This is a genomic window from Kosakonia sp. MH5 (assembly GCF_009935945.1).
GTDB lineage: Bacteria > Pseudomonadota > Gammaproteobacteria > Enterobacterales > Enterobacteriaceae > Kosakonia > Kosakonia radicincitans.
The window spans coordinates 727,765-752,536 of record NZ_QODH01000001.1 but is presented as its reverse complement, the minus strand read 5'-3'; the positions used below and the strand labels follow the sequence as shown (position 1 = coordinate 752,536).

Sequence of the window (24,772 nt, the reverse complement as noted above, 5' to 3'; positions counted from 1 at the left end):
GTCTACACCGAATCAAAAATTAACAACACCCTTTGGAGACGCCCGATGGCTCACCACGCACGCTGGACAATGTCGCAAGTTACCGCCCTGTTTGAAAAACCATTCCTTGAACTGCTGTTTGAAGCGCAGCAGGTTCACCGCCAGCACTTTGATCCGCGCCAGGTTCAGGTCAGTACGCTGCTGTCGATCAAGACCGGCGCCTGCCCGGAAGATTGCAAATATTGCCCGCAGAGCGCGCGCTACAAAACCGGGCTGGAATCCGAGCGGCTGATGGAAGTGGAGCAGGTGCTGGAATCGGCGCGACAGGCGAAACTCGCCGGATCAACGCGTTTTTGTATGGGCGCAGCCTGGAAAAACCCGCACGATCGCGACATGCCGTACCTTGAAAAAATGGTTGAAGGGGTCAAAGCGATGGGGATGGAAGCCTGTATGACGCTTGGCACGCTGAATGAAAACCAGGCACAGCGCCTTGCCAGCGCCGGGCTGGATTACTACAACCACAACCTCGACACCTCGCCGGAGTTTTACGGCAATATCATCACCACCCGCACCTACCAGGAGCGCCTCGACACGCTGGATAAAGTGCGCGAAGCCGGGATCAAAGTCTGCTCGGGCGGTATCGTCGGGCTGGGGGAAACGGTGAAAGATCGCGCCGGTCTGCTGCTGCAACTGGCGAATCTGCCCACGCCGCCGGAGAGCGTGCCGATTAACATGCTGGTGAAGGTCAAAGGCACGCCGCTGGCCGATAATGACGATGTCGATGCCTTCGATTTTATCCGCACCATCGCCATTGCCCGCATTATGATGCCCACTTCCCATGTGCGCCTTTCTGCCGGTCGCGAACAAATGAACGAACAGACCCAGGCAATGTGTTTTATGGCCGGGGCGAACTCCATTTTCTACGGCTGCAAACTCCTGACCACGCCGAACCCGGAAGAGGATAAAGATCTGCAACTGTTCCGCAAACTGGGGCTGAACCCGCAGCAGACAGAAGTGCTGAATGGCGATAACGAACAGCAACAGCAGATTGAGCAGCAACTGCTGCACGCCGATACGGAGCAATTCTACAACGCGGCAGCGCTATGAGCTGGCAACAGCGTATTGATGCCGCGTTGAGCGAACGCCGCGCGGCAGATGCCCTGCGCTCGCGACAGACTGTGGCACAAGGCGCAGGACGCTGGCTGACGGTCGGTGAGCGGCGTTTTTGTAACTTCTCCAGCAATGATTACCTCGGCTTAAGCCAGCATCCGGCAGTGGTGCGTGCCTGGCAGCAGGGCGCGGAACGCTATGGCGTGGGCAGCGGCGGTTCGGGGCACGTCAGCGGCCACACCGTGGCGCATCAGGCGCTGGAAAGCGAGCTGGCCGAATGGCTGGGATACCCGCGCGCGCTGCTGTTTATCTCTGGCTTTTCCGCCAATCAGGCGACGATCGCCGCACTGACCGGTAAAGAGGATCGCATTGTCGCCGACAAGCTGAGCCACGCGTCGTTGCTGGAAGCGGCCAGCCACAGTCCGGTGCAGTTGCGGCGTTTTGCGCACAACGATGTGGCGCAGATGCGAACGCTACTGGCAAAGCCCATTGACGGCCAGCAACTGGTGGTCACCGAAGGCATTTTCAGTATGGATGGCGACAGCGCGCCGCTGGCGGAAATCGCCCAGGCGGCACGTGAAGCGCAGGCGTGGCTGATGGTTGACGACGCGCACGGCACCGGCGTGGTGGGTGAGCAGGGGCGCGGCAGTTGCCATCTGCATGGCATCAAACCTGAGATATTGATTGTTACCTTTGGCAAAGGCTTCGGCGTCAGCGGCGCGGCAGTGCTGTGCAGCGAAACGGTTGCCGACTATTTGCTGCAATTCGCCCGTCATCTGATTTACAGCACCGCAATGCCACCCGCGCAGGCAATGGCGCTCAGCGCGGCATTGCGGGTGATCCGCAGTGATGAGGGCGAGCAACGCCGGGCAATGCTGGCGGCGCTGATCGCACGTTTTCGCCACGGCGCGGCGCAACTGCCGATGACGCTGGCAGATTCAGAGAGCGCGATTCAGCCGCTCATCGTCGGTGATAACGCGCGCGCCCTGCGTCTGGCGGAGCGTCTGCGTCAGCAGGGTTGCTGGGTGACAGCGATTCGTCCGCCGACCGTACCGCCGGGCACTGCGCGCCTGCGCCTGACGCTGACGGCGGCTCACCTGGCGGAAGATATTGATAGTCTGCTGGAGGCGTTATATGGCGGTGAATAAACGCGCCGTTGCCGCCGCATTTGGCCGTGCGGCGCAAAGTTACGCTCACCACGACGCATTGCAGCGGCTAAGTGCCGATCTGCTGCTGAAACAACTGGGCGAAATCACCCCGGCAAACGTTCTTGATGCTGGTTGCGGCCCTGGCACCATAAGCCGTTACTGGCGCGGGCTGGGCAGTAATGTGACGGCACTGGATCTCTCGGCCACTATGCTGGATGAAGCGCGTCGACAGCAAAGCGCTGCTCGTTATCTGCTGGGGGATATCGAAGCGCTGCCTCTGGTGGATGCACAGTTCTCACTGGTGTGGAGCAACCTCGCCGTGCAGTGGTGTGATGACTTACGCCAGGCTATCAGCGAACTCTGTCGCGTGACGCAACCCGGCGGTCTTGTGGCATTTACCACACTGGTGGAAGCTTCGTTGCCGGAATTGAATCAAGCCTGGCGGGCGGTGGACGATCAGCCGCATGCCAATCGCTTTTTATCCCTTCCGTCAATCGAACAGGCTTTAGCGGGCTGGTCGTTACGCAGCGGTGTTGAGAGCATCACCTTGCACTTTGATGACGCCGCCCGCGCGCTGCGGTCGCTGAAAGGCATTGGCGCGACACATTTACACGACGGCAGGCAGCAGGGGCTGACGCGGGGCAAACTGCAACGTCTGCAACTCGCCTGGCCGCAGCAGCAGGGGAAATGTCCCCTGACGTATCATCTTTTTTGGGGAGTTATCACGCGTGATTGAACGCTATTTTGTCACCGGCACGGATACCGAAGTGGGGAAAACCGTCGCCAGCTGCGCGCTGCTACAGGCGGCAAACCTGCGCGGTTTGCGCAGTGCAGGGTATAAACCGGTTGCATCTGGTAGTGAAATGACGGCGCAGGGGCTGCGTAATAGCGACGCGCTGGCGTTGCAGCAGCATAGTAGTTTGCCGCTGGATTATAAAACCGTGAACCCTTACACCTTCGCGGAACCGACCTCGCCGCATATTGTCAGCGCCGAACTGGGCGAACCGATTGACGCCGCTGTGATGTCTGCCGGGTTACGCACGCTGGAAACGCAAGCAGAGTGGCTGCTGGTGGAAGGGGCGGGCGGCTGGTTTACGCCGCTTTCAGAAACGTTCACCTATGCCGACTGGGTTATTCAGGAGCAGTTGCCGGTGATTCTGGTGGTGGGCGTGAAATTGGGCTGTATCAACCACGCCATGCTGACAGCGCAAGCGGTACGCCAGGCAGGATTAAGGCTGGCGGGCTGGATTGCTAACGATGTGGTGGCGCCAGGCGCGCGTCACCGGGAGTATATGGCGACGCTGCGGCGCGTGATGCAGGCTCCACTGATTGGTGAAATCCCCTGGTTTGCCCACGCGCCCGAAAAAGAAAAAACAGGCCATTTTCTCGATCTCAGCGTACTGACTCCCGTGTCATCCAGTGTGACAGCATCTGATCATCCAGTTGTCTGACATCTCCCTGCGCGACGTTACGTCCCCGGTGCAACAGACAAAAACGGTCGGCTACCCGGCGAATGAATGAGAGATGCTGCTCGGCCAGTAAAATGGTCATGCCGAATTCCTGGTTCAGCCGCACGATCAGGTTACCCAGTTTATGGATAAACGCCTGGCCCAGCCCGCGCGTCGGCTCATCAAGCAGGAGCAATCGCGGGCGGGTGACCAGCGCCCGCGCCATCGCCAGTTGTTGCTGGTTATCCTCTGACAGCTCTGCGCCACGTACCGGACGCAGCGTATACAGCTCAGGGAACAGGTCGTAAATATCGCGCCCCATGACGCTTCCCGGCTCGCCGACTGCACGCATGGCAATATGCAGGTTCTCCTCCACGGTCAATTGCGAAAAGATGCGCCGGTCCTGCGGCACATAGCCAATTCCCATTGCGCTGCGGTGCTCTGCCTGAATATTCAGCAGATCGCACGGTGGTGCGCCTGCTTCCTGCCAAATCATGCTGCCGCTCTCAATGGGTAAATAACCGGAAATGCAATTTATGAGTGTTGTTTTCCCCATTCCTGGCATGCCGATGATCGAATTACATACGCCCGGGGTTAAATCAAGATCAACATTCCATAACGTATGCTGATTACCGTAGTACTGGTTTACTGCGCGTAAGCTCAACATTGTCCGCTCCTTCTTACGGCTCTGGTGACCATTCCGTATTGCAAAAGGCTTGCCAGAAGCGAAAAAAGGCTTTTTTTTCGGATGCGGATGATAAAACTGCCGTTTAACACGCGGGAAAGAGAGAACGCAGGTAAATATCCTGCACTTTGCCAGTGCTACCAGTGTTGGGTTGTGGTGCAGCAAAGCGACAATTTGTGATTGGTCTCTCATGAGGATGACGTCTTTGTTTAGCTGATAATGAGCAAAAAGAAATGATAAAAATTTTTTAACGAAGAGTTGTTGGGTCTTGTTGGGAATTTGTCGGCTGGCGAGGTATACGGGCTGGCGGCAGTTATCCACTATTCCTGTGGATAACCTTGTGTATTAGAGTTAGAAAACGTGCGGCAAGCGAGAGCGGACGCGGCTTCCGTCTGAATTGGTGCGAAACCCGGCTTTTTGAATTAATTTTTATTTATCAATTGGTTATATAAAATCAATGGTTGTAAGAAAAGTGTCACTGGCTGCCACAAAACTTTCAAGGTGCGGCTTGACAATTGTTAAAAAGTGAAGATTCCTGGGGATAACCCTGCGGGTGTGGTGTTTTATCTTGTCGGGGGGGAAATTTAACGCGAAAACGCATTTCTTTATCGCGGGTAGACCAAATCAGCTAACCTGCTACTGTTTTTTCATCCAGTATTATTTATTGGCAAAAGTGAACAGGGTGAGTAAAATATGTTACCTGCCCGCTCATTCCTTCACCAGGTAGCCGTTCATGAGTAAACCGTTCAAACTGAATTCTGCTTTTCGTCCCTCCGGCGACCAGCCTGAGGCGATTCGTCGGCTTAAGGAAGGTCTGGAAGACGGCCTCGCGCACCAGACGCTGCTGGGGGTTACCGGCTCGGGTAAGACCTTTACCATCGCCAATGTCATTGCCGATCTGCAACGCCCTACGATGGTGCTGGCGCCGAACAAAACGCTGGCGGCGCAGTTGTATGGCGAAATGAAGGAGTTCTTCCCGGAAAACGCGGTGGAGTATTTCGTCTCCTACTATGACTACTACCAGCCGGAAGCCTATGTGCCCAGCTCAGACACCTTTATCGAAAAAGATGCCTCGGTGAACGAGCATATCGAGCAGATGCGCCTGTCAGCAACGAAGGCGCTGCTGGAACGCCGTGATGTGGTGGTCGTGGCGTCCGTTTCGGCCATCTATGGTCTGGGCGATCCGGATCTCTACCTGAAGATGATGCTCCATCTGACCAACGGCATGATTATCGACCAGCGTTCGATTCTGCGTCGTCTGGCAGAACTTCAGTACACCCGCAACGATCAGGCCTTCCAGCGCGGGACGTTTCGCGTGCGTGGGGAAGTGATTGATATCTTCCCGGCGGAATCGGATGACCTGGCGCTGCGCGTCGAGTTGTTCGACGAAGAAGTAGAGCGTCTGTCGCTGTTTGACCCGCTCACCGGGCATGTGGAATCGACGGTTCAGCGCTTTACCATTTACCCGAAAACGCACTACGTGACGCCGCGCGAGCGTATCGTGCAGGCGATGGAAGAGATTAAAGATGAGCTGGCAGAACGGCGTAAAACGCTGCTGGCGAACAATAAGCTGCTGGAAGAGCAGCGTCTCAGCCAGCGCACGCAGTTCGATCTGGAGATGATGAACGAGCTGGGCTACTGCTCCGGCATCGAAAACTACTCGCGCTATCTCTCCGGGCGCGGCCCTGGCGAGCCGCCGCCAACGCTGTTTGATTACCTGCCAGCCGATGGCCTGTTAGTGATCGACGAATCCCACGTCACCATCCCGCAAATCGGAGGGATGTTCCGTGGCGACCGGGCGCGTAAAGAGACACTGGTGGAGTACGGTTTCCGTCTGCCGTCGGCGCTGGACAACCGTCCGCTGAAATTTGAAGAGTTTGAAGCGCTGGCGCCGCAGTCTATCTATGTTTCGGCGACGCCGGGCAATTACGAGCTGGAGAAATCCGGCGATGAAGTGATTGACCAGGTGGTACGTCCGACAGGTTTGCTGGATCCCATCATCGAAGTGCGCCCGGTCGCTACGCAGGTTGACGATCTGCTGTCGGAAATCCGCATCCGCGCGGCCATTAATGAGCGCGTGCTGGTGACGACGTTGACCAAGCGTATGGCGGAAGATCTCACCGAATATCTGGAAGAGCACGGTGAACGGGTGCGTTATCTGCACTCTGATATTGATACGGTTGAACGTATGGAAATTATCCGCGACCTGCGTCTCGGCGAGTTTGATGTGCTGGTGGGCATCAACCTGCTGCGCGAAGGGCTGGATATGCCGGAAGTGTCGCTGGTGGCGATTCTGGATGCGGACAAAGAGGGCTTCCTGCGTTCGGAGCGTTCACTGATTCAGACCATTGGCCGCGCAGCGCGTAACATCAACGGGAAAGCGATTCTGTACGGCGATAAGATCACGCCATCGATGGCGAAAGCAATCGGTGAAACCGAACGCCGCCGCGAAAAACAGCACGCTTATAACGTTGAGCACGGCATAACGCCGCAGGGCCTGAACAAGAAGGTGGTGGATATTCTGGCGATGGGCGAAGGGCTGGCGAAAACGCGTGCGAAAGGGCGTGGAAAAACCCGCACCCCGGCGCAGGTGGAAGCGGCAGAACTGGCGCTGACGCCGAAAGCGCTGCAACAGAAAATCCACGAGCTGGAAGGGCTGATGATGCAGCATGCGCAGAATCTGGAATTCGAAGAAGCGGCGCAGGTACGCGATCAATTGCACCAGCTACGTGAACTGTTTATTGTCGCATCTTAATGTTTGCTTAACCTACTCCTGACACACTGCCCCCACGATTCTGGAGGGCAGTGTCATGCAGCAGTTTAACGTTCGTGAATTTTTAGCCGTCGCCTTCGCACTGGCATTAGTGATCGGTTTCGCTCATCTGTGGGTGCTGAGCTACTGATGGTAAATGGCGGGCGGCCGGAAGAAATTTAATCCACGCCCGTACACCGGATTGCGTAAGGCGGTTGTGCAAAAAGAACTGTGCGTCATGAAGCTGTGCGATACGCGACACGATGCTTAACCCCAGCCCGGTTCCGCCGTAACGGCTGTCCATGCGGACAAACGCTTTGCTCAGTTCTCCGCTGCGGCTCTCATCAATGCCCGGACCTTCATCCTCCACGGCCAGCACTGGCGTAGCAGCCGGTTCGATGCGTATCGTAATGACCGAACCTTCCGGGCTGTAGCGGTACGCGTTCTCCACCAGATTTCTCACCAGCAACCTTAACAACGTGGCATCGCCGGAGACGGCAATATCGGCGTCAATTTCCGGCACCGCCAGCGTTTGCTTACGCCCGGCGAGCATGGCTTCCAGCTCGCTGCGAATGGGCGCTACTACGTCGGCCATCAGCTGTACCTGCTGATAACTGCCTGTCGAAAAAGACTGTCCGACGCGGGCAAGCAGCAGCAACTGCGCGATGTTTTCCGTCATCTGTTCGAGCCGCTGTACCAATGGCTCGACGTTGATGCCGTTGGTTTTTGCCATCAGCTCCAGGTGCAGCCGTAGCCCGGCCAGCGGCGTGCGTAGCTCATGCGCCACATCCGCTGTAAATAATCGCTCACGATCCAGCGTGAGCGTCAGCCGTGAGACGAGGTCGTTAATCGATGTCGTAACAGCTTCCACTTCGCTGACGCTGTTGTTTAACGTAATCGGTTGCAGGTTGTTCGGCGTACGTTTATTAAGCTCTTCCTGCAACTCCAGCAGCGGGCGGGTAATGGCTTTGACCGCCTGCATACAAAGCAGCAACGCCAGCCCGATAATCAGCAGGCTTGGCACCAGCAGGCTGGCGACCGCCTCGCGGACTTCATGTTCAATATGTTTACGGTTGTTATGGTTGTGGAGCGCGGCCTGCACCAGTAACTGGATTTGCTCTTCACTTTCATGCCACAGCCAGAACACACTGACCAACTGGCAAAACACCAGAATCCCGCCGATGGTCAGCAGCAGACGGCGGCGCATGCTCCAGTGGCTGAAATTGAAAAACGCCATTGATTACTCCCGGTGTTGCGGCTGAACCAGCATGTAGCCAAACCCGCGGACGGTACGAATGCGCGACTTGCCGATTTTGTCGCGCAGATTATGAATATGGACTTCCAGCGTATTGGTCGAGGGCTCGTTGTCCCAGTTGTAGATATCGTTATAGAGAATTTCCCGGTGCACCGGGCTGTCGGCTTTCAGCATCAGGCGCGAAAGCAGGGCGTACTCTTTCGGCGTCAGATCCAGCAACTGGTTGTCCAGCCACGCCTGGCGGCGGGTGACATTCAGCGTCAGATTACCGTGGGTGATTTCGTTTTCACCCTGATTATGATGACGGCGCAGCAGCGCGCGGATACGGGCATTCAGTTCATCCAGCGCGAAGGGTTTGACCAGGTAATCGTCTGCGCCGGTATCCAGCCCGGCGACGCGATCTTCCAGCGTATCGCGGGCGGTGAGAATCAGCACTGGCTGGGTATATTTTTCGCGCCGCAAACGGGTGAGCAGATGTAATCCGTCTTCATCGGGCAGACCAAGATCGAGCACGATCAGGCTGTAGTGGCCATTCGCCAGGCACAACACCGCTTCGTGCGCGGTGGATACGCCATCGCAGGCATATCCTTCGCTTTGCATCGCCAGAATCAACCCCTGCAACAGCAGGGCATCGTCTTCAACCACCAGAATCTTCATTTCGCCTGCTCCCGGCACGACGTTAAAATATCGTCTTCAGCACGGTACTCTTTCGTGCTGACCCCCAGTATACCCAACATTGTCGGGAAGAGGTTGTCCTGCGAAACCGCCTTCTCCCGCGCATTTTTTTGCAGGCACTGGTTATTCACGCTGTAGCGTTTCTGATAGTCATCGGACAACCAGATCAGCATCGGAATATGTTTTTGTGTTTCCGGTGCGATGGAATAAGGCAGACCGTGCAAATAGACGCCATTTTCACCCAATGATTCACCATGATCGGAGAGATAAACCAGGCTGGTGGAAAATCTGTCCTGTTTGGATTGCAATAATTTAATCGCTTTATCAACAATATAGTCGATATACAAAATGGTATTGTCGTAGGTATTTACCAGTTGTTGCTGTGAGCAGCCCTGAATTTCGTTGGTATCACAGGTTGGCGTAAATTTGCGGAACTGCGCCGGATAGCGGTTGTAATAAGTCGGTCCGTGGCTACCAATGGTATGCAAAACGATAATGCCGTCGCCCTGTAATTTGTCGATATAGCTGGCGAGATCGTGGAATAAGATCTCATCCTGGCATTCGCCCTTAATGCAATATTCCGGCAGGTTTAACTGCGTCACATCCTGGTGAGGCACGCGATCGCAGGCGCCTTTACAACCGCCGTCATTTTCATTCCATAAAACCTGAATACCGGCGCGTTGGATAATATCCAGCAGCCCTTCCTGATGGTGGGCAAGCTGATCGTCGTAATGCTCCCGCGTCATCCCCGAAAACATGCACGGGACCGAGACAGCGGTGGCGGTGCCGCAGGATGTCGCGTTCGGAAAGTAAATAACATTATCCTGTTTTAACAGCGGGTTAGTTTCGCGTTCATAACCACCAAGCGAGAAATTCGCCGCGCGGGACGTTTCACCCACGACCAGTATGGTCAGGTTCTTACGCGGACCATTTTTCATTTCCGGGCGTTGCTGAGCATCTTCGCCAATACGCACCAGCGGCAAATTATCCATGCGATTATGGGAATACCAGGACAGAGACGCCACAATGGAGTTGGACGGGCTGAGAGATTTCACCAGCTCTTTATTATTGCGGAACAGCGAGGCGTAATCTTTATAAAACAGCAGCGCCACCAGCACGATAAGCAGCGCAGAAATAACGATACTGACCGCACGATACGCGATGCTGCGCAGCGCGGATTGTGCCGGTTTAATTTTAATAAACCAGGCAATGAGTACCGGCATGATGGCAGTCAGTAAAATCGTCAGCACCATTTTTGTCGACATCAGGGCGAAACTTTCCGCTGGCGTGGTGTCGAGAATATTGGTGATCATCGAGCGGTCAATGACTATGCCAAAGGTCGAAATAAAATATTGCGCTGCCGCGCTGACCAGCACAAATACTGTGATAACGGGGCGTTCAAGAAAGAAGAATGACGCCAGTGACAGCACGATATTGATCACGCTGAACGCCACCACTGGCATAGACAGAAACACCAGCCAGTTACGCAGCGAGTTTACCGGTAATAGCGTAAAAGCCTGGTGATAGAAAACGATATTCAGCGCCAGCGCAATATAGAGTGCGAACAGAATAATAAACTGAAGACGGCTTAACGCCGGCCGACGAAGGTGAAGCATACGTATTCTCGGGTCCTGCAAAGGAAAGTAGCGCTATGCTGACAGGCGTTTTTTAAGACAACCTTAAGAAATTAATTAATGCAGCGGCGAGTAAAAAAGCCGCCGAAAAGTTAACCCAGTTGCTGTACCGCCTTTTCCAGCGCGGCGCGCAGCAGATGACGATCGTGGCGATAGGGAATATCGCCAGCTTCCAGTACTTCCTGAATAATTAATCTTTCAGTGACGGCGCTGACATTCACTTTCGGCCCGACCACCACGGCATCGATAATCTTTCTGCCGACATATTGTTCCATGATGGCCAGTTTATCGGCGAGCGACAGGCTGGCGGCGGCGGGGCTGAGCTCTTTCCCCAGATTGCTGATAAACACAACTGGCGCGGGCGTGCGGCGCAGCGCCTGAGCTAACTCTTCCAGCAGCAACAGCGGCAGCAGACTGGTGTAAAAGCTGCCGGGACCGATGAGAATCAAATCCGCTTCGGCAATCGCCTGTATGGCTTCCCGGGTGGCGGATACCCTGGGAAACAGCATTAATTCCTGAATCGGCGCATGAAGCTGGTCGATATTCACTTCACCATACACCTGATGCCCTTCACTGTCGGTGGCCATTAAATCGACAGGCTGTTCCGACATGGGAATTAAAAAGGCATCCACTTTTAATAAATTACGAATTAAATTGATGGCCTCTAAAGGCCGCACGCTCAGGTGATCCAGTGCTTTTAACATCAGATTTCCGAGGTTATGCCCGGAAAGTTCACCATTACCGCTAAAACGGTACTCAAACATCGCCGAGGCGACGCTCGGCTCGGTGATTAATTGGTTCAAACAGTTGCGCATATCGCCCCAGGCAATGCCGCCTTCTGAGCGGCGAATTCGCCCGGTAGAACCACCATTATCGGTAGTGGTTACAATGCCGGTGAGACGCGATCCCAGCGACGCAAGCGAAGACATCACACGCCCCAGACCATGCCCGCCGCCGAGTGCGACAACACGATCCAGATCTGCCAGTGTGCGATTACGCATAGTGATTCCTTAGTAAGATTTACCGCGCTACGTTAGCCTAAATACCACCAAAAGACGATGCCTCGCTGAGTGGAAAATGACACATATCAATGCAAAAACGCGATTTTCTCGTACTCTGTAGCGAAAGTGCGCGATCATGGCGCTATATATAAATATATATAGCGATATTCATGATGGCGAAAAGGATTCTCCCGCGCTACTATCGCCATAAGCAATTTTAGCGTTACTGACAAAACATACACTCTAGCCTCTTCGTCTACGTTTCCGGTTAACCGTGAAATATGACGATTTGGCCGTAGCAAAACCGGCAACGGTTTTCGCTGCCAGGGTGCAGGAAGAAATGACTGCATCTCCCGTATTTGGAAAGGTGTACATGCCCTCACAACTTACTGATGCGTTCGCGCGTAAGTTTTATTACTTGCGTTTGTCGATCACGGATGTGTGCAACTTTCGTTGCACCTACTGCCTGCCTGACGGTTACAAGCCGGGCGGCGTCAACAACAATGGCTTTCTCAGCGTCGATGAAATTCGCCGTGTCACGCGCGCTTTCAGTGCCATGGGCACCGAAAAAGTGCGCCTGACGGGCGGAGAACCATCACTGCGCCGGGATTTCCCCGACATCATCGCCGCCGTCCATGAAAACGCCGCTATTCGCCAGATCGCGGTGACAACCAACGGCTATCGGCTGGCGCGCGACGTTGCGCTGTGGCGCGATGCCGGGCTTACCGCCATCAATGTCAGCGTCGACAGCCTCGATGCCCGCCAGTTTCATGCGATTACCGGGCAGGATAAATTCCGCCAGGTGATGGACGGCATCGACGCCGCGTTTGCTGCCGGTTTCGCCAAAGTCAAAGTGAACACCGTGCTGATGCGCGATGTGAATCATCACCAGCTCGATACCTTTCTGGCGTGGATCAAATCGCGTCCTATCCAGCTGCGCTTTATCGAACTGATGGAGACCGGCGAGGGCAGCGAGCTGTTCCGCAATCATCACATCTCCGGCATGGTGCTGCGCGACGCGCTGCTCAAACGCGGCTGGATCCACCAGTTGCGCCAGCGCAGCGACGGCCCGGCGCAGGTGTTCTGCCACCCGGACTACGTCGGTGAAATCGGTCTTATCATGCCGTATGAAAAAGATTTCTGCGCCAGTTGCAACCGCCTGCGCGTCTCCTCCACGGGCAAACTGCATTTATGCCTGTTCGGTGATGGCGGTGTGAATCTGCGTGACCTGATGCAGGACGATGCGCAGCAAACGATGCTGGAGCAACGCATTGCCGTCGCGCTGACGCATAAAAAGCAGACGCACTTCCTGCATGATGGCAACACGGGCATTACGCAAAACCTTTCATACATTGGCGGCTAAGCCGCAAGGAGAATGAGATGAGCCAGGTCAGCGCTGAATTTATTCCGCTCAGGCTTGCTATTTTGACGGTGTCAAACCGTCGTGGTGAAGAGGACGATACCTCCGGTCACTGGCTGCGCGACGCCGCGCACGATGCCGGTCATCAGCTGGTGGCGAAAGCGATTGTCAAAGAGAACCGCTACGCGATCCGTGCGCAGGTCTCCGCGTGGATCGCCAGCGACGACGTGCAGGTGGTGTTGATCACCGGCGGCACGGGTCTGACCGAAGGCGATCAGGCACCGGAAGCGCTGCTGCCGCTGTTCGATCGTGAAGTTGAGGGGTTTGGCGAAGTGTTCCGCATGCTCTCTTTCGAAGAGATCGGCACCGCGACATTGCAGTCCCGCGCGGTGGCTGGTATTGCCAACAGGACGCTGATTTTCGCCATGCCTGGTTCGACAAAAGCCTGTCGCACCGCCTGGGAAAATATCATTGCGCCACAGCTTGATGCGCGCACGCGTCCGTGTAATTTCCATCCTCATCTTAAGAAGTAAGCTATGTCACAACTGACCCATATTAATGCCGAGGGTGAAGCGCATATGGTGGATGTTTCCGCCAAGGCCGAAACCGTTCGTGAAGCGCGCGCGGAAGCGTTTGTCACTATGCAGGCCCGCACGCTGGCGATGATTGTCGAAGGCAGCCACCACAAAGGCGACGTGTTTGCCACCGCGCGTATTGCGGGCATTCAGGCGGCGAAACGCACCTGGGAGCTAATCCCGCTGTGCCACCCGTTACTGCTGAGCAAAGTGGAAGTCCAGTTGCAGGCGCAGCCGGAGCACAACCGTGTGCGCATCGAAGCGGTCTGCCGTCTGAGCGGTAAAACCGGCGTCGAAATGGAAGCGCTGACGGCGGCTTCGGTTGCCGCGCTGACTATCTACGATATGTGTAAAGCCGTGCAGAAAGATATGGTGATTGGCCCGGTGCGCCTGCTGGAAAAAAGTGGCGGTAAATCGGGAGATTTTAAGGTGCAACACGATGATTAATGTTCTTTTCTTTGCGCAGGTACGCGAACTGATCGGCTGCGACAGCCTGGTCTCTGAGACAGTTTTCCCGTCCGTTGAAGCGCTGCGCCAGCATCTGGCGACAAAGAGCGATCGCTGGGCGCTGGCGCTCGAAGAGGGCAAGCTGCTGGCGGCGGTGAACCAGACGCTGGTCAGCTTCGATCACCCATTAAGCAGCGGTGATGAAGTGGCGTTTTTCCCGCCGGTCACCGGAGGCTGAAATGAGCGAAACGCGAATTTGTGTCGAGCGCGCGGCATTTAACGTCGGAGAAGAGTACAGCTGGCTGGCGGCGAATGATGAAGATGGCGCCGTGGTAACTTTTACCGGCAAAGTGCGCAACCACAATCTCGGCGACAGCGTCAGCGCATTAACGCTGGAGCACTATCCGGGCATGACTGAAAAATCGCTGGCTTCAATCGTTGAAGAAGCGCGCAGCCGCTGGCCGCTTGGCCGCGTAACGGTTTATCACCGCGTCGGAGAACTCTGGCCGGGCGATGAAATCGTGTTTGTCGGCGTCGCCAGCGCCCATCGCAGCAGCGCCTTTGATGCCGGGCAATTTATTATGGATTACCTGAAAACCCGCGCGCCGTTCTGGAAGCGTGAAGCCACCGCGGAAGGCGATCGCTGGGTTGAAGCCCGCGACAGCGATAAGCAGGCTGCACAGCGTTGGTAATTCATTGAACCGGGATGTGTTAACCTTAGTAATGTAATCCCATCTATCAGGAGTGACTATGGACCGTTATCCTCGTTCTGATTCTATCGTCCAGCAGAGCCGCACCGGGCTTCAGACCTATATGGCGCAGGTCTATGGCTGGATGACCTGCGGCCTGCTGCTCACCGCTTTTGTCGCCTGGTATGCGGCCAACAGTGAAGCGGTAATGTCATTTGTCTTCTCCAGCCGGATAACCTTTTTTGGGCTGATTATCGCGCAGCTGGCGCTGGTATTTGTACTTTCCGGCTTGATCCAGCGTTTGAGTGCGGGCATGGCGACCACGCTATTTATGCTCTATTCCGCGCTGACCGGGCTAACGCTCTCCAGTATTTTGCTGGTTTACACCGCGCAATCTATTGCCGCGACCTTTGTGGTAACCGCCGGTATGTTTGGCGCGATGAGCCTGTACGGTTACACCACCAAACGGGATCTCAGCGGTTTCGGCAACATGCTGTTTATGGGGCTGATTGGCATTGTGCTTGCTTCGCTGGTGAATTTCTGGCTGAAAAGTGAAGCGCTGATGTGGGCGGTGACCTATATCGGTGTGGTGATTTTTGTTGGCCTGACGGCGTATGACACGCAGAAGCTAAAAAACATTGGCGAGCAGATCGATACGCGTGATGCTTCGCTGCTGCGTAAGTATTCCATCCTCGGCGCGCTGACGCTGTATCTCGACTTTATCAACCTGTTCCTGATGCTGTTGCGCATTTTCGGCAACCGCCGTTAATTTGGCAGTCGCCATCAGGCAAATCGCCTGATGGCGCTACGTTTTGCTCATCCCGCGAGCCACCATCTCATCAATCAGCTCACTTTCTCCATCGCGCGTTCATTTTTCTCCCGCAGTTTCTTCGCCCGGCTCTCCAGCGCCAGATAACCGATCAGTGCCAGCAGCAGCGGCAGAAAATAGTAAAGCACGCGATAAGCGAGCAGGGCCGCGATAATGGTTCCCTGCGCCACATGTTCACCCGCCAGCAGAGCGATAAATACCGCTTCCAGCACGCCGATACCCGCCGGAATATGCACAATTACTCCGGCAATACTGCTTACCAGCAGCACGCCGAGCACAAAAAAGAAATCCGCTTTCATGCCCAGCAGCAGCCAGATAATCGCACCCATCGCTATCCAGTTGGCGCTGGAGATCACTAACTGGGCGACGGCGAATTTCCATGAAGGCAGCACCAGTTTATGGCCTTTCACCGTCAGATGACGGCGCTTAGCGAAAGCGCAGCACCACAAATAGCCGATAATCACCAGCAGCAGCACCACACCCACAATGCGCAGCGTGCGTTCATCGATATACCAGTGCGCCGGGATCTGCACTACGCCAAAGGTAAAGATCACACCGCCCAGTAAGATGTAGCCCAGCCAGTTGGTAGTTATACTGAGTGAAAAAATCCGCGTGATCGTGCTGCCTGGCAGCCCAAGGCGTGAATAGAGCCGGTAGCGCATGCCGATACCGCCAACCCAGGTACTGAGCGTCAGGTTAAAGGCATAACAGATAAACGACACCAGCATCACCTGGCGTTTCGCCAGTTTATGCCCACAGTAAGCGCGGCCGAGCAGATCATAAAACCCGTACAGTACATAGCTGACAATCACCAGCGCGACAGCGCTAAGCAACGCGGTGCGGTTGTAGTCGCGAATCACTTGCCAGACATCGTCCCAGTTGACCTTCTGCGCGTAGAGCACCAGCAGCACGGCCACGGCGATAAAAAACAGCACCGTCAGGATCTTTTTCGCCAGCCGCCAGCGAGGATGGGATTTCTTCATCAGGGTTTCACCCCCGAATGTTCTGTTTCCGCGCGATCCTGGGTCTCGATTTCCGGCTGGACGGGCGGTTTCACCTGGGCCAGTTGCGGCGTATGCGCAGGAAGCCAGCCGGCCATGGCCGGAAAATGGCGTAAGAAGTGGAACACGACAATGCTCTTACCGAGGTTCCACCAGGTGCGCTTCGGCGCCATTGATTCGTCCACCCGCACGCAGTCCTCGCGAATAATGGCCTGCAAATTGTCGCGTAGCGTCTGGTTAAATTCACGATCATGGATAATCAGGTTAGCCTCCAGATTCAGCGACAAACTGAGTGGATCGAGATTGCTGGAACCGACCGTTGCCCAGTGATCGTCCATCAATGCCACTTTGCCGTGCAGCGGGCGGCGGCGATATTCATACACCTGAACGCCGCCTTTCAGCAGATAGTTGTACAACAGCTCCGCGCCGACTTTGACAATCGGCATATCCGGCTCGCCCTGCACAATCAGCTTCACCGAGACACCGCGCCGGGCAGCGTTGCGCATGGCGTGCAGCAGGCGATAACCGGGGAAGAAGTAGGCGTTGGCAATAATCACTTCGCGGCGGGCGTTGGCCAGCATCTTCAGATAATGGCGTTCAATATCGTCGCGATGATCGTTATTATCGCGCCAGATAAACAGCGCCTGCGCTTCACCGGGCGTACGGTTCTCTTCCGGGCGATGGCGTCGGCGCTGCCACCAGCGTTTTGCCGGCGCGTTATCCGGCAGATTCTCCAGCTCAAATTGCAGAATATCTTCCACAATCGGCCCTTCGACGCGCACGGCGTAATCCTGCTTGGCTTCCGGGCCATAGCTGGTGAGATGTTCTGCTGAGTAGTTAATGCCGCCAACGAAAGCCACAGTGTTATCGATCACCACAATTTTACGGTGCATGCGGCGGAAGAGATTGGTGCGCATACCGAGCAGGCGCGGGCGCGGATCGTAATAGCGGAATACCACGCCAGCGGTGGTTAGCTCGTTGACAAACGGTTCGCTTAAATCCGGCGAGCCGTAACCATCCAGCAGCACTTCGATGTTGATGCCGCGACGGGCAGCCCGTAGCAGCACCTGCTGCAACTGGCGGCCAACGTTATCCTCAAACCAGATAAAGGTTTCCAGAATGACGCGTTGCTGCGCATGATCGATGGCGTCATACAGCGCCGGATAGTAGTTGTCGCCGTTTTCCAGCAACTGAATACGGTTGCCTTCCCGCCAGGTGCATTTCATAGGTGGATCTCCGCGCTCAGTGGGGCGTGATCGGAAAGGTGTCGCCAGTTACGCAGCGGCAGCGCGGTCGGCGCGCTGGCATTGGCGTTTTTCACATAGATCCGATCGAGCCTCAACAATGGCAGTGCGACCGGGAAAGTACGGGCAGGGCGGCCGTGAGCGCGGGTGAAAATCTCCTCCAGCCCGGCCTGCGTCTTCAGCGGGTGATTGGCTTTTTGCCGCCAGTCATTAAAGTCGCCTGCCACCACGACGGGTTCGCCTTCGGGCAGCGCATTCACCCACTCTGCCAGCATAGTGAGCTGCGCCTGGCGATGGGCTTCCCGCAGACCAAGATGAACGCAAATGACATGTAATGAATGGCCGAGATCCGGTGGCGTAATGCGGCAGTAGAGCAGGCCGCGTTTTTCGCTGCCATCAACTGAAACATCACGATTTTCAAAGTGTTCGATCGGATAGCGGGAAAGCACCGCATTTCCGTGATGCCCTTCGGGATAAACCGCGTTACGTCCGTAGGCGTAATCGCTCCACATGGTATCGGCAAGAAATTCATAGTGGGTGGTGTCCGGCCAGTTCTCCACATGCAGTGGATGCACTTCGTGGGCGCCCATCACTTCTTGCAGGCAGACGATATCCGCGCTGACGGTCCGTACCGCGTCACGCAGCTCAGGCAAAATAAAGCGCCGGTTAAACGCGGTAAAGCCTTTGTGGGTATTGATGGTGAGCACTTTCAATGAAAAATGTCGCGCGTGTTGGGTCATAATTCTCCTGCCAGCGTCACTCTCCTCATGAAAATAAATTGTAGTCCCTGTCACAAATTGTGGCGGGGTTACGGAATTTTCCGTAAATCCGCGTACTCTTCAGAAAGACAAAAATTCTTCAGGAGAGAGGCCATGAAGTGGCAACAGCACATTCGTGATGTAACAGGCCTGAGTTGCTGGCAGATTATGTTGCATATGCTGATAGTCGCGCTGCTGGTGATGGGCTGGATGAGCGGTTCTCTGGTGCGCGTCGGTCTGAGCCTGTGCGTACTTTACGGTGTGTCCGTGCTGCTGATGCTGTTTCTCCAGCGCCACCACGATGCACGCTGGCGCGGCATCGGCGATGTGCTGGAAGAGTTGACTACCACTTGGTATTTCGGCGCGTCGCTGATCGTTATCTGGCTGCTTTCCCGCGTGTTGCCTAACCACTTTATTCTGGCCGCTGCCGGGCTGGCTATTCTTGCCGGTCCGGCGGTGGTATCGCTGCTGACCAAAGAGCGCAAGTTAGGCAATATTTCTGCGAAACAGCGCATACGCCGCTGAACCGGTGATGGCCGCAATCACCACCAGCGGCCATAAACTCTGCCAGACAATCGTTAAGCTGGCATCCTTCAGATAAATCTCCTTGGTAATATCGGTAAAGTGCCGGATAGGGTTGGCCCAGGTCAAATCCTGCAACCAGACCGGCATGTTCTCCACCGGTGATACATAGCCCGACAGCAGGATCGCGGGCATCATAAAGACAAACACGCCAATAAATGCCTGCTGCTGTGTGGCGCAAAGCGACGAAATCAGCAGGCCGAAACCCACCAGCGACAAGCCATAAATCAGCATTGAGAAATAGAACAGCAGCAGCGATCCGGCAAAGGGAATTTTATAGGCCAGAATACCGACGGAGAGCACAATCGTCGCCTGAAACGTTGCGACAATCAGCGCTGGCACGGCTTTGCCGACAAAAATTTGCCACGTTGACAGCGGCGAAACCAGGAGCTGATCCAGCGTGCCCTGTTCGCGTTCACGCGCCACCGACAGCGAGGTCACAATCATCACGCCGATGGTGGTGATCATGGCGATCAGCGACGGCACCACAAACCATTTGTAATCAAGATTCGGGTTGTACCAGTTGCGAATCACCAGCTCGCTGTTATTCGGTTTCTGCTGGCCGCTCAGCAGCTCCTGCTGATAATCCTGCACGATTTGTTGCAGATAGTTGGCGGCAATTTGCGCGCTGTTGGAGTTGCGCCCGTCGAGGATCAACTGCATTGGCGCGGTGATGCCGCTATCAAGATTGCGGGAAAAATCGGCTGGAAAACGCACCAGCAATAACGCTTTCTGCGTATCGATGGTCGGGCGTATCTCCTGCGGGCTTTTCAGCAGCAGAATATGGGTAAAGGCTTTAGCGCGGGCAAAACGCTGCGTCAGCTCAACCGCATGTTTGCCGTTATCTTCGTTATAGATGGCGATAGTGGCGTTGGTCACTTCCAGCGTGGCGGCAAAGGGGAACAGCACCACCTGCAACAGCACCGGCAGGATCAGAATGGCGCGGGTTTGCGGTTCGCGCAGTAACGACTGTAACTCTTTGCGGATAAGCGTCAGTAAACGGTGAAACATGGGTTTTCCTTAATCCAGTCTGCGTTTGGTTTTCAGCCACGTCAGGCCAATAAACATCAGCGCCGAGGCAATCAAAAACAGGACGTTAACCATCAACACCACCGGGATATTGCCCGCCAGAAACAGGCTTTGCAGCGTACTGACGAAATAACGCGCCGGAATAATATAGGTCACCACGCGGATCACGGCAGGCATGCTGTCAATCTGGAAGATAAAACCGGATAGCATAATCGACGGCAGAAAGGCGGCATTCAGCGCGACCTGCGCGGCATTAAACTGGTTACGTGTGATAGTGGAAATCAGCAGCCCCATCCCCAACGTGCTGAGCAAAAACAGGCTGGTGATGAGAAATAAAATCAGCAGCGAGCCGCGATAAGGCACGCCAAGAATAAACACCGACACCAGCATGCACAGCAGCATCGCCAGCATGCCGAGAAAATAGTAGGGAATCAGCTTGCACAACAGCAATTCCGCGCGCGTCACTTCGGTTGAAAGCAGGGCTTCCATCGTACCGCGCTCCCATTCGCGCGCCACCACCAGCGAGGTGAGGATGGCGCCAATCACCGTCATGATGATGGTCACCGCGCCAGGAATAATAAAATGCTGGCTGATGGCGGCCGGGTTAAACCAGTAGCGAGTTTGCACATCGATCAACGGTTCAAATGTTTGTCCGCGATCTTCTGCCCGCTGCTGCTGCCAGAGTTGCCAGATCCCCTGTACGTAGCCCTGCACAAAGTTGGCGGTATTCGGTTCGCTGCCATCGGTGATCACCTGAATCGGCGCAACTTCATTGGCGCGCGCCATCTGCGCGGCGAAATTCGTCGGCACCACCACCAGCCCGCGAATACGCCCGGCCTGCATCATCTGGATGAGCTGCGGGCGGTTATCGCTGATCGTGGCATCAATATAGGGCGAGCCGGTCAGCGTATGGGTGAAATCCATCGCCTCTTTACTTTGCTGCTCCAGCAGCACACCAATGCGTAGCTTGCTGGAATCAAGGTTAATGCCGTAACCGAAGATAAACAGCAACAACAGCGGGATGACGACGGCAATCAGCCAGCTACTGGGATCACGGACAATCTGCCGCGTCTCTTTGACGCACAGCGCCCGCACGCGCCGCCAACTGAGAGTGTTAAGATGCATGGCAGTGCTCCTTATCCCAGTTATGGATAAGCGTAATAAAAGCCTGCTCCATTGTCGGATCCGGGTTATCCGCATCGGCGCTTTGCGCCTTTAAATCATCCGGCGTGCCGCTGGCGATAAGCTTTCCGCGATACACCAGCCCGATACGATCGCAATACTCTGCTTCGTCCATAAAGTGCGTGGTGACCATCACGGTCACGCCTTTCTCCACCATGCTGTTGATGTGCAGCCAGAACTCCCGTCGCGTCAGTGGATCGACACCGGAAGTGGGTTCATCAAGGAACAGAATATCCGGTTCATGCATCAGCGAGCAGGCCAGCGCCAGGCGCTGCTTAAAGCCCAGCGGCAATTCATCGGTCGCATGGTGAGCAATGGCTTTCAGCCCGAACGCCTCGCTCATGCGGGTTATCTTTTCGTTTTGCGCCCGTCCGCGCAGGCCGTAGACGCCGGAGAAAAAGCGCAGGTTCTGCTCCACCGTCAGGTTGCCGTACAGCGAGAATTTTTGCGCCATATAACCCAGATGCTGGCGCGCTTTGCCGGAGCTGACTTTGAGATCGAGATTCAGCACCAGCGCCTGGCCGTCGGTAGGCACCAACAAACCGCACATCATTTTGAAGGTTGTCGATTTACCTGCGCCGTTCGGCCCCAGCAGGCCGAAGATTTCACCGCGTTTAACGGCAAAATCGACATGATCGGTAGCGGCGAAATCACCAAACTTTTTGGTCAGCGAGCGGGCTTCAATCACCGTTTCGTCCGTGCTGCCTTCCACCGTATGCAGAATTGCCCCCAGCGGGGATTCGGACGCACCCGCGCCACCGAGCAGATCGATAAACGCATCTTCAAAGCGCGGCGCGGTTTCCGTGATCTCTACTGGTGGCATGTTGTCGGCGTGGCGAATTTCGTCGACGTGCGCCTCTTTTTTCAGGATCATGCGCACCGAGCGCCCCTGGATCATGCCATCGCTGACCTGCGGCTGACGCAGAATAAGACGCAGCAAGCGGCGGTTGTTCTCCTGCGCGCTGGTGACAAGAAAACTGCGCCCGGCCATGCGCTGCGTCAGCGCGGTCGGCTCGCCCTGATACAGCAATTCGCCTTCGTTCATCAGCAGCACATCGCGGCACTGCTCCGCTTCATCAAGATACGAGGTGCTCCAGAGGATCAGCATCCCTTCGCCCGCCAGTTCATGCACCATCTGCCACAGTTCGCGGCGGGAAATCGGGTCAACGCCGACGCCCGGCTCATCCAGCAACAGCACTTTCGGTTCGCCGACCAGCGTGCAGGCCAGCCCCAGTTTCTGCTTCATCCCGCCTGAGAGCTTTCCGGCCAGCCGTCCGGTAAACGGGGCGAGGGCGGTAAACTCCAGCAGGCGTTCGAAGGTCTGACGGCGCTGCTCGCCGGTGACGCTGCGCAGATCGGCGTACAGATTGAGGTTTTCCATTACCGTTAAATCTTCATACAGCCCGAATTTTTGCGGCATATAACCGAGCATGGCGTGTAGTTCGCTATCCTGACGCAGCGGATCCAGACCCATCACCTGCACGCTGCCTTCGTCCTGCTTCATCAACCCGGCAAGAATGCGCATCAGTGTGGTTTTCCCTGCGCCATCCGGGCCGACCAGCCCGGTGACATACCCGGCGCGAATCTCGCAATCGAGCTTTGCGACAGCGGGTTTTTCCATGCCCGGAAAGCGTTTTACCAGCCCGCGTAAATGGATGGATGCCTCATTCATGACGCGCCTCGCCCGCAAAACGCACGGTTACCGGCATCCCCTGGCGCAGCGAGTTGTCGGCATCGGTAACGATAATGCGCAGGCGATACACCAGATCCGTTCGCAGATCCGGGGTTTGTACGGTTTTGGGCGTAAATTCGGCGGTAGGCGAGACAAAGCCGATTTTGCCATGATACGGCTTATTCGGTCGCCCATCGGTGTAAAGCAGTACTTCCTGCCCTGGCTGCGCCTGCTGCAAGTTGATCTCATCAACATATGCGCGCACCCATACCGGACGGGTTAACGACAGCGTGAAAACGGTGCCGCCTGCGCTGAGCATGCTGCCCGGCTCGACGGCGCGGGTCAGGATTGTCCCGGCGGAAGGGGCGACCAGCGTGGTGTCATGCAGATCCAGTTGCGCCTGCGCCAGCGCGGCCTGCGCCTGTTCAAGACCCGCTTTCGCCTGTTCAATTTCCTGCGGGCGGTTACCGGTGCGGTACTGGCTTAACTTGTCCTGCGCGGATTTCAGCGTTGCCTGCGCCTGATCCCGTGTGGAACGGGCATTTTCCAGATCGTTGGCGGAGATCACCCGGCTTTTCCATAACCCTTGCTGACGCTGATAGTAGTTTTGCGCGTAGTCATAGGCGGCCCGCGCCTGATTCACCGCCGCAACAGCCTGGGCAATCTCTTCATCACGGTAGCCAGCGGTAGCCAGATCGTATTTCGCTTGCGCGGTGGAGACATTGGCCTGCGCCTGCAATAAGGCATTCTGGTAGGGCGCTTTATCGATCTCACCGAGCGTCTGTCCGGCCTGGATCGCATCGCCTTCATCAACGTTTAGCGAAGCGAGCCGTCCGCCAACGCGGAAACTCAAATTCACCGTGCGAATATCAACGTTACCGTACAGGGTGAGCGCGCGCTCCTGTCTGCTCTGATACCACATCCAGCCGCCAGCCAGCGCGGCGATAACGACCACCACAATCAACACCGTAACGAGAGGTTTTTTCATCACTCCGGACTCCTGTGCGTTAATCCTTGCAAAATGAGATCGATATGGCAGGTGATAACCTGGTAAATCTGCGCGGTTTTCTCTTCGTCAAACTGCGACCAGCCCGCACGCAGCAAGAAGGTTTCCCGCCCGAGACGAAACGCGAGAATTTCACCGAGCAGTGCGTGGGTATGAATAATGGTTTCGGTATCCGTGGCATCCCGCCCGGTATAGGCCGCCAGCAGGGCGGTGAGATGGCTGTGCATCGGCGCAATGACCTGATCGTGCACCCGCTGATACGCCCGCGTTGGCGAGAGCTGCTCGCGGGAGATAAATTTGCTCAGGTTCAGCGTCTCATCGTGGGTGAGCAGCGTGATCATGTTGCGGCAGGCGCTATGAATCAGAGCGCGTATTTCTGCCTTATTCGGCTCCGGCTGCGCGAACAACGCCTCTGCTGCCTGAACATGCGGGTGGAAATTCTTACTGATAAAGTCGGCGATCCACTGCGCACAGGCGAGGTATAAATCCTCTTTCGAACCAAAGTAATAGGTGATCGCCGCAATATTTTGCCCGGCCAGCGCGGCGATATCGCGGGTGGTAGCATGCAGCCCGTATTCACCGAATTGCGCCAGCGCGGCAGCAATCAACTGCTGTTTGGCCTGTTCGCCTTTACTGGTCGTTGGGGTTGTATTCATGGGGGCAAAATAATTAATCAATCGATTGATTAAATTTATGCTTCAGGACGAAACT

The 24,772-nt window shown here is 55.8% G+C and carries 25 protein-coding genes and 1 riboswitch; of the genes, 12 read left to right on the top strand and 13 right to left on the bottom strand.

What is annotated here, in order from left to right; all coding sequences use genetic code 11:
• Positions 1 to 45: 45 nt before the first annotated feature.
• From bioB to bioD, 4 genes are read left to right on the top strand one after another with little or no spacing between them, the layout of a single operon-like run.
• Entirely contained in the window at positions 46 to 1,086 is a 1,041-nt protein-coding gene (gene bioB, locus DK872_RS03520) for a biotin synthase BioB (protein WP_007373955.1), read from the top strand.
• Entirely contained in the window at positions 1,083 to 2,237 is a 1,155-nt protein-coding gene (gene bioF, locus DK872_RS03515) for an 8-amino-7-oxononanoate synthase (protein WP_161518036.1), read from the top strand. Before bioB ends, bioF begins: the two co-directional genes overlap by 4 nt.
• A complete protein-coding gene (gene bioC, locus DK872_RS03510; RefSeq protein WP_035885942.1) occupies positions 2,224 to 2,973 on the top strand; it encodes a malonyl-ACP O-methyltransferase BioC in 750 nt (249 codons plus the stop codon). Before bioF ends, bioC begins: the two co-directional genes overlap by 14 nt.
• The gene (bioD, locus tag DK872_RS03505; protein WP_035885941.1) at positions 2,966 to 3,688 is read left to right on the top strand and encodes a dethiobiotin synthase; all 723 of its coding nucleotides are present in this window, start codon (positions 2,966 to 2,968) and stop codon (positions 3,686 to 3,688) included. Before bioC ends, bioD begins: the two co-directional genes overlap by 8 nt.
• Here bioD and DK872_RS03500 read toward each other — a convergent pair.
• A complete protein-coding gene (locus tag DK872_RS03500; protein WP_035885939.1) occupies positions 3,630 to 4,352 on the bottom strand; it encodes an ABC transporter ATP-binding protein in 723 nt (240 codons plus the stop codon). The two genes, bioD and DK872_RS03500, sit on opposite strands and share 59 nt — an antisense overlap.
• A 751-nt stretch (positions 4,353 to 5,103) precedes the next feature.
• Between DK872_RS03500 and uvrB the strand changes: the two genes are divergently transcribed.
• Complete coding sequence (gene uvrB / locus DK872_RS03495; RefSeq protein WP_007373960.1) at positions 5,104 to 7,125, top strand: excinuclease ABC subunit UvrB; 2,022 nt, start codon at positions 5,104 to 5,106, stop codon at positions 7,123 to 7,125.
• Between the two features lie 106 nt (positions 7,126 to 7,231).
• On the opposite strand, the gene pmrB is transcribed toward uvrB, so the two are convergent.
• The 4 genes from pmrB to yvcK all read right to left on the bottom strand — a co-directional run bounded on the left by pmrB (position 7,232) and on the right by yvcK (position 11,687).
• Positions 7,232 to 8,359 carry a two-component system sensor histidine kinase PmrB gene (pmrB, locus tag DK872_RS03490; RefSeq protein ID WP_161518035.1) on the bottom strand — a complete coding sequence of 376 codons (1,128 nt, stop codon included), beginning with the start codon at positions 8,357 to 8,359 and terminating at the stop codon, positions 7,232 to 7,234.
• 3 nt (positions 8,360 to 8,362) lie between these two features.
• A complete protein-coding gene (gene pmrA / locus DK872_RS03485; protein ID WP_007373962.1) occupies positions 8,363 to 9,034 on the bottom strand; it encodes a two-component system response regulator PmrA in 672 nt (223 codons plus the stop codon).
• Positions 9,031 to 10,674, bottom strand: coding sequence for a phosphoethanolamine transferase EptA (eptA, locus tag DK872_RS03480; protein ID WP_161518150.1), 1,644 nt, complete (start codon positions 10,672 to 10,674; stop codon positions 9,031 to 9,033). The genes pmrA and eptA overlap by 4 nt, the downstream gene beginning before the upstream one ends.
• A gap of 104 nt (positions 10,675 to 10,778) precedes the next feature.
• Positions 10,779 to 11,687 carry a uridine diphosphate-N-acetylglucosamine-binding protein YvcK gene (gene yvcK, locus DK872_RS03475; protein ID WP_007373964.1) on the bottom strand — a complete coding sequence of 303 codons (909 nt, stop codon included), beginning with the start codon at positions 11,685 to 11,687 and terminating at the stop codon, positions 10,779 to 10,781.
• A gap of 227 nt (positions 11,688 to 11,914) precedes the next feature.
• Positions 11,915 to 12,073, top strand: a riboswitch (molybdenum cofactor riboswitch).
• On the opposite strand from yvcK, the gene moaA reads away from it, so the two are divergent.
• The 6 genes from moaA (at position 12,061) to DK872_RS03445 (ending at position 15,527) form a co-directional block, all read left to right on the top strand.
• Positions 12,061 to 13,050 (top strand): GTP 3',8-cyclase MoaA, encoded by a 990-nt coding sequence (moaA, locus tag DK872_RS03470; RefSeq protein ID WP_007373965.1) that lies wholly within the window; start codon positions 12,061 to 12,063, stop codon positions 13,048 to 13,050. Its footprint overlaps the riboswitch before it by 13 nt.
• Before the next feature lie 17 nt (positions 13,051 to 13,067).
• Positions 13,068 to 13,580 carry a molybdenum cofactor biosynthesis protein B gene (gene moaB, locus DK872_RS03465; RefSeq protein WP_035885936.1) on the top strand — a complete coding sequence of 171 codons (513 nt, stop codon included), beginning with the start codon at positions 13,068 to 13,070 and terminating at the stop codon, positions 13,578 to 13,580.
• 3 nt (positions 13,581 to 13,583) lie between these two features.
• On the top strand, positions 13,584 to 14,069 hold the full coding sequence (gene moaC, locus DK872_RS03460) for a cyclic pyranopterin monophosphate synthase MoaC (RefSeq protein ID WP_007373967.1): 486 nt from the start codon (positions 13,584 to 13,586) through the stop codon (positions 14,067 to 14,069).
• Entirely contained in the window at positions 14,062 to 14,307 is a 246-nt protein-coding gene (moaD, locus tag DK872_RS03455; RefSeq protein ID WP_007373968.1) for a molybdopterin synthase sulfur carrier subunit, read from the top strand. The genes moaC and moaD overlap by 8 nt, the downstream gene beginning before the upstream one ends.
• Before the next feature lies 1 nt (position 14,308).
• Positions 14,309 to 14,761, top strand: coding sequence for a molybdopterin synthase catalytic subunit MoaE (gene moaE, locus DK872_RS03450; protein WP_144134688.1), 453 nt, complete (start codon positions 14,309 to 14,311; stop codon positions 14,759 to 14,761).
• Between the two features lie 58 nt (positions 14,762 to 14,819).
• Positions 14,820 to 15,527 carry a Bax inhibitor-1/YccA family protein gene (locus DK872_RS03445; protein ID WP_007373970.1) on the top strand — a complete coding sequence of 236 codons (708 nt, stop codon included), beginning with the start codon at positions 14,820 to 14,822 and terminating at the stop codon, positions 15,525 to 15,527.
• A 74-nt stretch (positions 15,528 to 15,601) separates the two neighbouring features.
• Here DK872_RS03445 and DK872_RS03440 read toward each other — a convergent pair whose 3' ends face one another.
• Genes DK872_RS03440 through DK872_RS03430 form a run of 3 tightly spaced genes read right to left on the bottom strand, consistent with a single transcriptional unit; the run spans position 15,602 to position 18,572 of the window.
• On the bottom strand, positions 15,602 to 16,570 hold the full coding sequence (locus DK872_RS03440) for a lysylphosphatidylglycerol synthase domain-containing protein (RefSeq protein ID WP_007373971.1): 969 nt from the start codon (positions 16,568 to 16,570) through the stop codon (positions 15,602 to 15,604).
• Positions 16,570 to 17,814: a cardiolipin synthase ClsB gene (gene clsB / locus DK872_RS03435; protein ID WP_007373972.1), complete on the bottom strand. Its 1,245-nt coding sequence runs from the start codon at positions 17,812 to 17,814 to the stop codon at positions 16,570 to 16,572. The genes DK872_RS03440 and clsB overlap by 1 nt, the downstream gene beginning before the upstream one ends.
• Positions 17,811 to 18,572 carry an endonuclease/exonuclease/phosphatase family protein gene (locus tag DK872_RS03430; protein WP_071920513.1) on the bottom strand — a complete coding sequence of 254 codons (762 nt, stop codon included), beginning with the start codon at positions 18,570 to 18,572 and terminating at the stop codon, positions 17,811 to 17,813. The genes clsB and DK872_RS03430 overlap by 4 nt, the downstream gene beginning before the upstream one ends.
• Before the next feature lie 132 nt (positions 18,573 to 18,704).
• Here DK872_RS03430 and DK872_RS03425 point away from each other — a divergent pair, with 132 nt between their 5' ends.
• On the top strand, positions 18,705 to 19,115 hold the full coding sequence (locus tag DK872_RS03425; protein WP_079518206.1) for a YbhQ family protein: 411 nt from the start codon (positions 18,705 to 18,707) through the stop codon (positions 19,113 to 19,115).
• Here DK872_RS03425 and DK872_RS03420 read toward each other — a convergent pair.
• From DK872_RS03420 to cecR, 5 genes are read right to left on the bottom strand one after another with little or no spacing between them, the layout of a single operon-like run.
• On the bottom strand, positions 19,077 to 20,183 hold the full coding sequence (locus tag DK872_RS03420; RefSeq protein ID WP_007373975.1) for an ABC transporter permease: 1,107 nt from the start codon (positions 20,181 to 20,183) through the stop codon (positions 19,077 to 19,079). The genes DK872_RS03425 and DK872_RS03420 overlap by 39 nt on opposite strands.
• Positions 20,184 to 20,192: 9 nt before the next feature.
• Positions 20,193 to 21,326 (bottom strand): ABC transporter permease, encoded by a 1,134-nt coding sequence (locus DK872_RS03415; protein ID WP_007373976.1) that lies wholly within the window; start codon positions 21,324 to 21,326, stop codon positions 20,193 to 20,195.
• Positions 21,316 to 23,055 carry an ATP-binding cassette domain-containing protein gene (locus DK872_RS03410; protein WP_090397236.1) on the bottom strand — a complete coding sequence of 580 codons (1,740 nt, stop codon included), beginning with the start codon at positions 23,053 to 23,055 and terminating at the stop codon, positions 21,316 to 21,318. The genes DK872_RS03415 and DK872_RS03410 overlap by 11 nt, the downstream gene beginning before the upstream one ends.
• Entirely contained in the window at positions 23,048 to 24,043 is a 996-nt protein-coding gene (gene hlyD, locus DK872_RS03405) for a secretion protein HlyD (RefSeq protein WP_007373978.1), read from the bottom strand. The genes DK872_RS03410 and hlyD overlap by 8 nt, the downstream gene beginning before the upstream one ends.
• The gene (gene cecR, locus DK872_RS03400; RefSeq protein WP_007373979.1) at positions 24,043 to 24,717 is read right to left on the bottom strand and encodes a transcriptional regulator CecR; all 675 of its coding nucleotides are present in this window, start codon (positions 24,715 to 24,717) and stop codon (positions 24,043 to 24,045) included. Before cecR ends, hlyD begins: the two co-directional genes overlap by 1 nt.
• Positions 24,718 to 24,772 lie beyond the last annotated feature (55 nt).

Coding starts and splice junctions, on each gene's coding strand:
- bioB (WP_007373955.1), top strand. CDS start 46: ATGGCTCACCACGCACGCTGGACAATGTCGCAAGTTACCGCCCTGTTT.
- bioF (WP_161518036.1), top strand. CDS start 1,083: ATGAGCTGGCAACAGCGTATTGATGCCGCGTTGAGCGAACGCCGCGCG.
- bioC (WP_035885942.1), top strand. CDS start 2,224: ATGGCGGTGAATAAACGCGCCGTTGCCGCCGCATTTGGCCGTGCGGCG.
- DK872_RS03500 (WP_035885939.1), bottom strand. CDS start 4,352: ATGTTGAGCTTACGCGCAGTAAACCAGTACTACGGTAATCAGCATACG.
- uvrB (WP_007373960.1), top strand. CDS start 5,104: ATGAGTAAACCGTTCAAACTGAATTCTGCTTTTCGTCCCTCCGGCGAC.
- pmrB (WP_161518035.1), bottom strand. CDS start 8,359: ATGGCGTTTTTCAATTTCAGCCACTGGAGCATGCGCCGCCGTCTGCTG.
- pmrA (WP_007373962.1), bottom strand. CDS start 9,034: ATGAAGATTCTGGTGGTTGAAGACGATGCCCTGCTGTTGCAGGGGTTG.
- yvcK (WP_007373964.1), bottom strand. CDS start 11,687: ATGCGTAATCGCACACTGGCAGATCTGGATCGTGTTGTCGCACTCGGC.
- moaA (WP_007373965.1), top strand. CDS start 12,061: ATGCCCTCACAACTTACTGATGCGTTCGCGCGTAAGTTTTATTACTTG.
- moaB (WP_035885936.1), top strand. CDS start 13,068: ATGAGCCAGGTCAGCGCTGAATTTATTCCGCTCAGGCTTGCTATTTTG.
- moaC (WP_007373967.1), top strand. CDS start 13,584: ATGTCACAACTGACCCATATTAATGCCGAGGGTGAAGCGCATATGGTG.
- moaD (WP_007373968.1), top strand. CDS start 14,062: ATGATTAATGTTCTTTTCTTTGCGCAGGTACGCGAACTGATCGGCTGC.
- moaE (WP_144134688.1), top strand. CDS start 14,309: ATGAGCGAAACGCGAATTTGTGTCGAGCGCGCGGCATTTAACGTCGGA.
- DK872_RS03445 (WP_007373970.1), top strand. CDS start 14,820: ATGGACCGTTATCCTCGTTCTGATTCTATCGTCCAGCAGAGCCGCACC.
- DK872_RS03440 (WP_007373971.1), bottom strand. CDS start 16,570: ATGAAGAAATCCCATCCTCGCTGGCGGCTGGCGAAAAAGATCCTGACG.
- clsB (WP_007373972.1), bottom strand. CDS start 17,814: ATGAAATGCACCTGGCGGGAAGGCAACCGTATTCAGTTGCTGGAAAAC.
- DK872_RS03430 (WP_071920513.1), bottom strand. CDS start 18,572: ATGACCCAACACGCGCGACATTTTTCATTGAAAGTGCTCACCATCAAT.
- DK872_RS03425 (WP_079518206.1), top strand. CDS start 18,705: ATGAAGTGGCAACAGCACATTCGTGATGTAACAGGCCTGAGTTGCTGG.
- DK872_RS03420 (WP_007373975.1), bottom strand. CDS start 20,183: ATGTTTCACCGTTTACTGACGCTTATCCGCAAAGAGTTACAGTCGTTA.
- DK872_RS03415 (WP_007373976.1), bottom strand. CDS start 21,326: ATGCATCTTAACACTCTCAGTTGGCGGCGCGTGCGGGCGCTGTGCGTC.
- DK872_RS03410 (WP_090397236.1), bottom strand. CDS start 23,055: ATGAATGAGGCATCCATCCATTTACGCGGGCTGGTAAAACGCTTTCCG.
- hlyD (WP_007373978.1), bottom strand. CDS start 24,043: ATGAAAAAACCTCTCGTTACGGTGTTGATTGTGGTGGTCGTTATCGCC.
- cecR (WP_007373979.1), bottom strand. CDS start 24,717: ATGAATACAACCCCAACGACCAGTAAAGGCGAACAGGCCAAACAGCAG.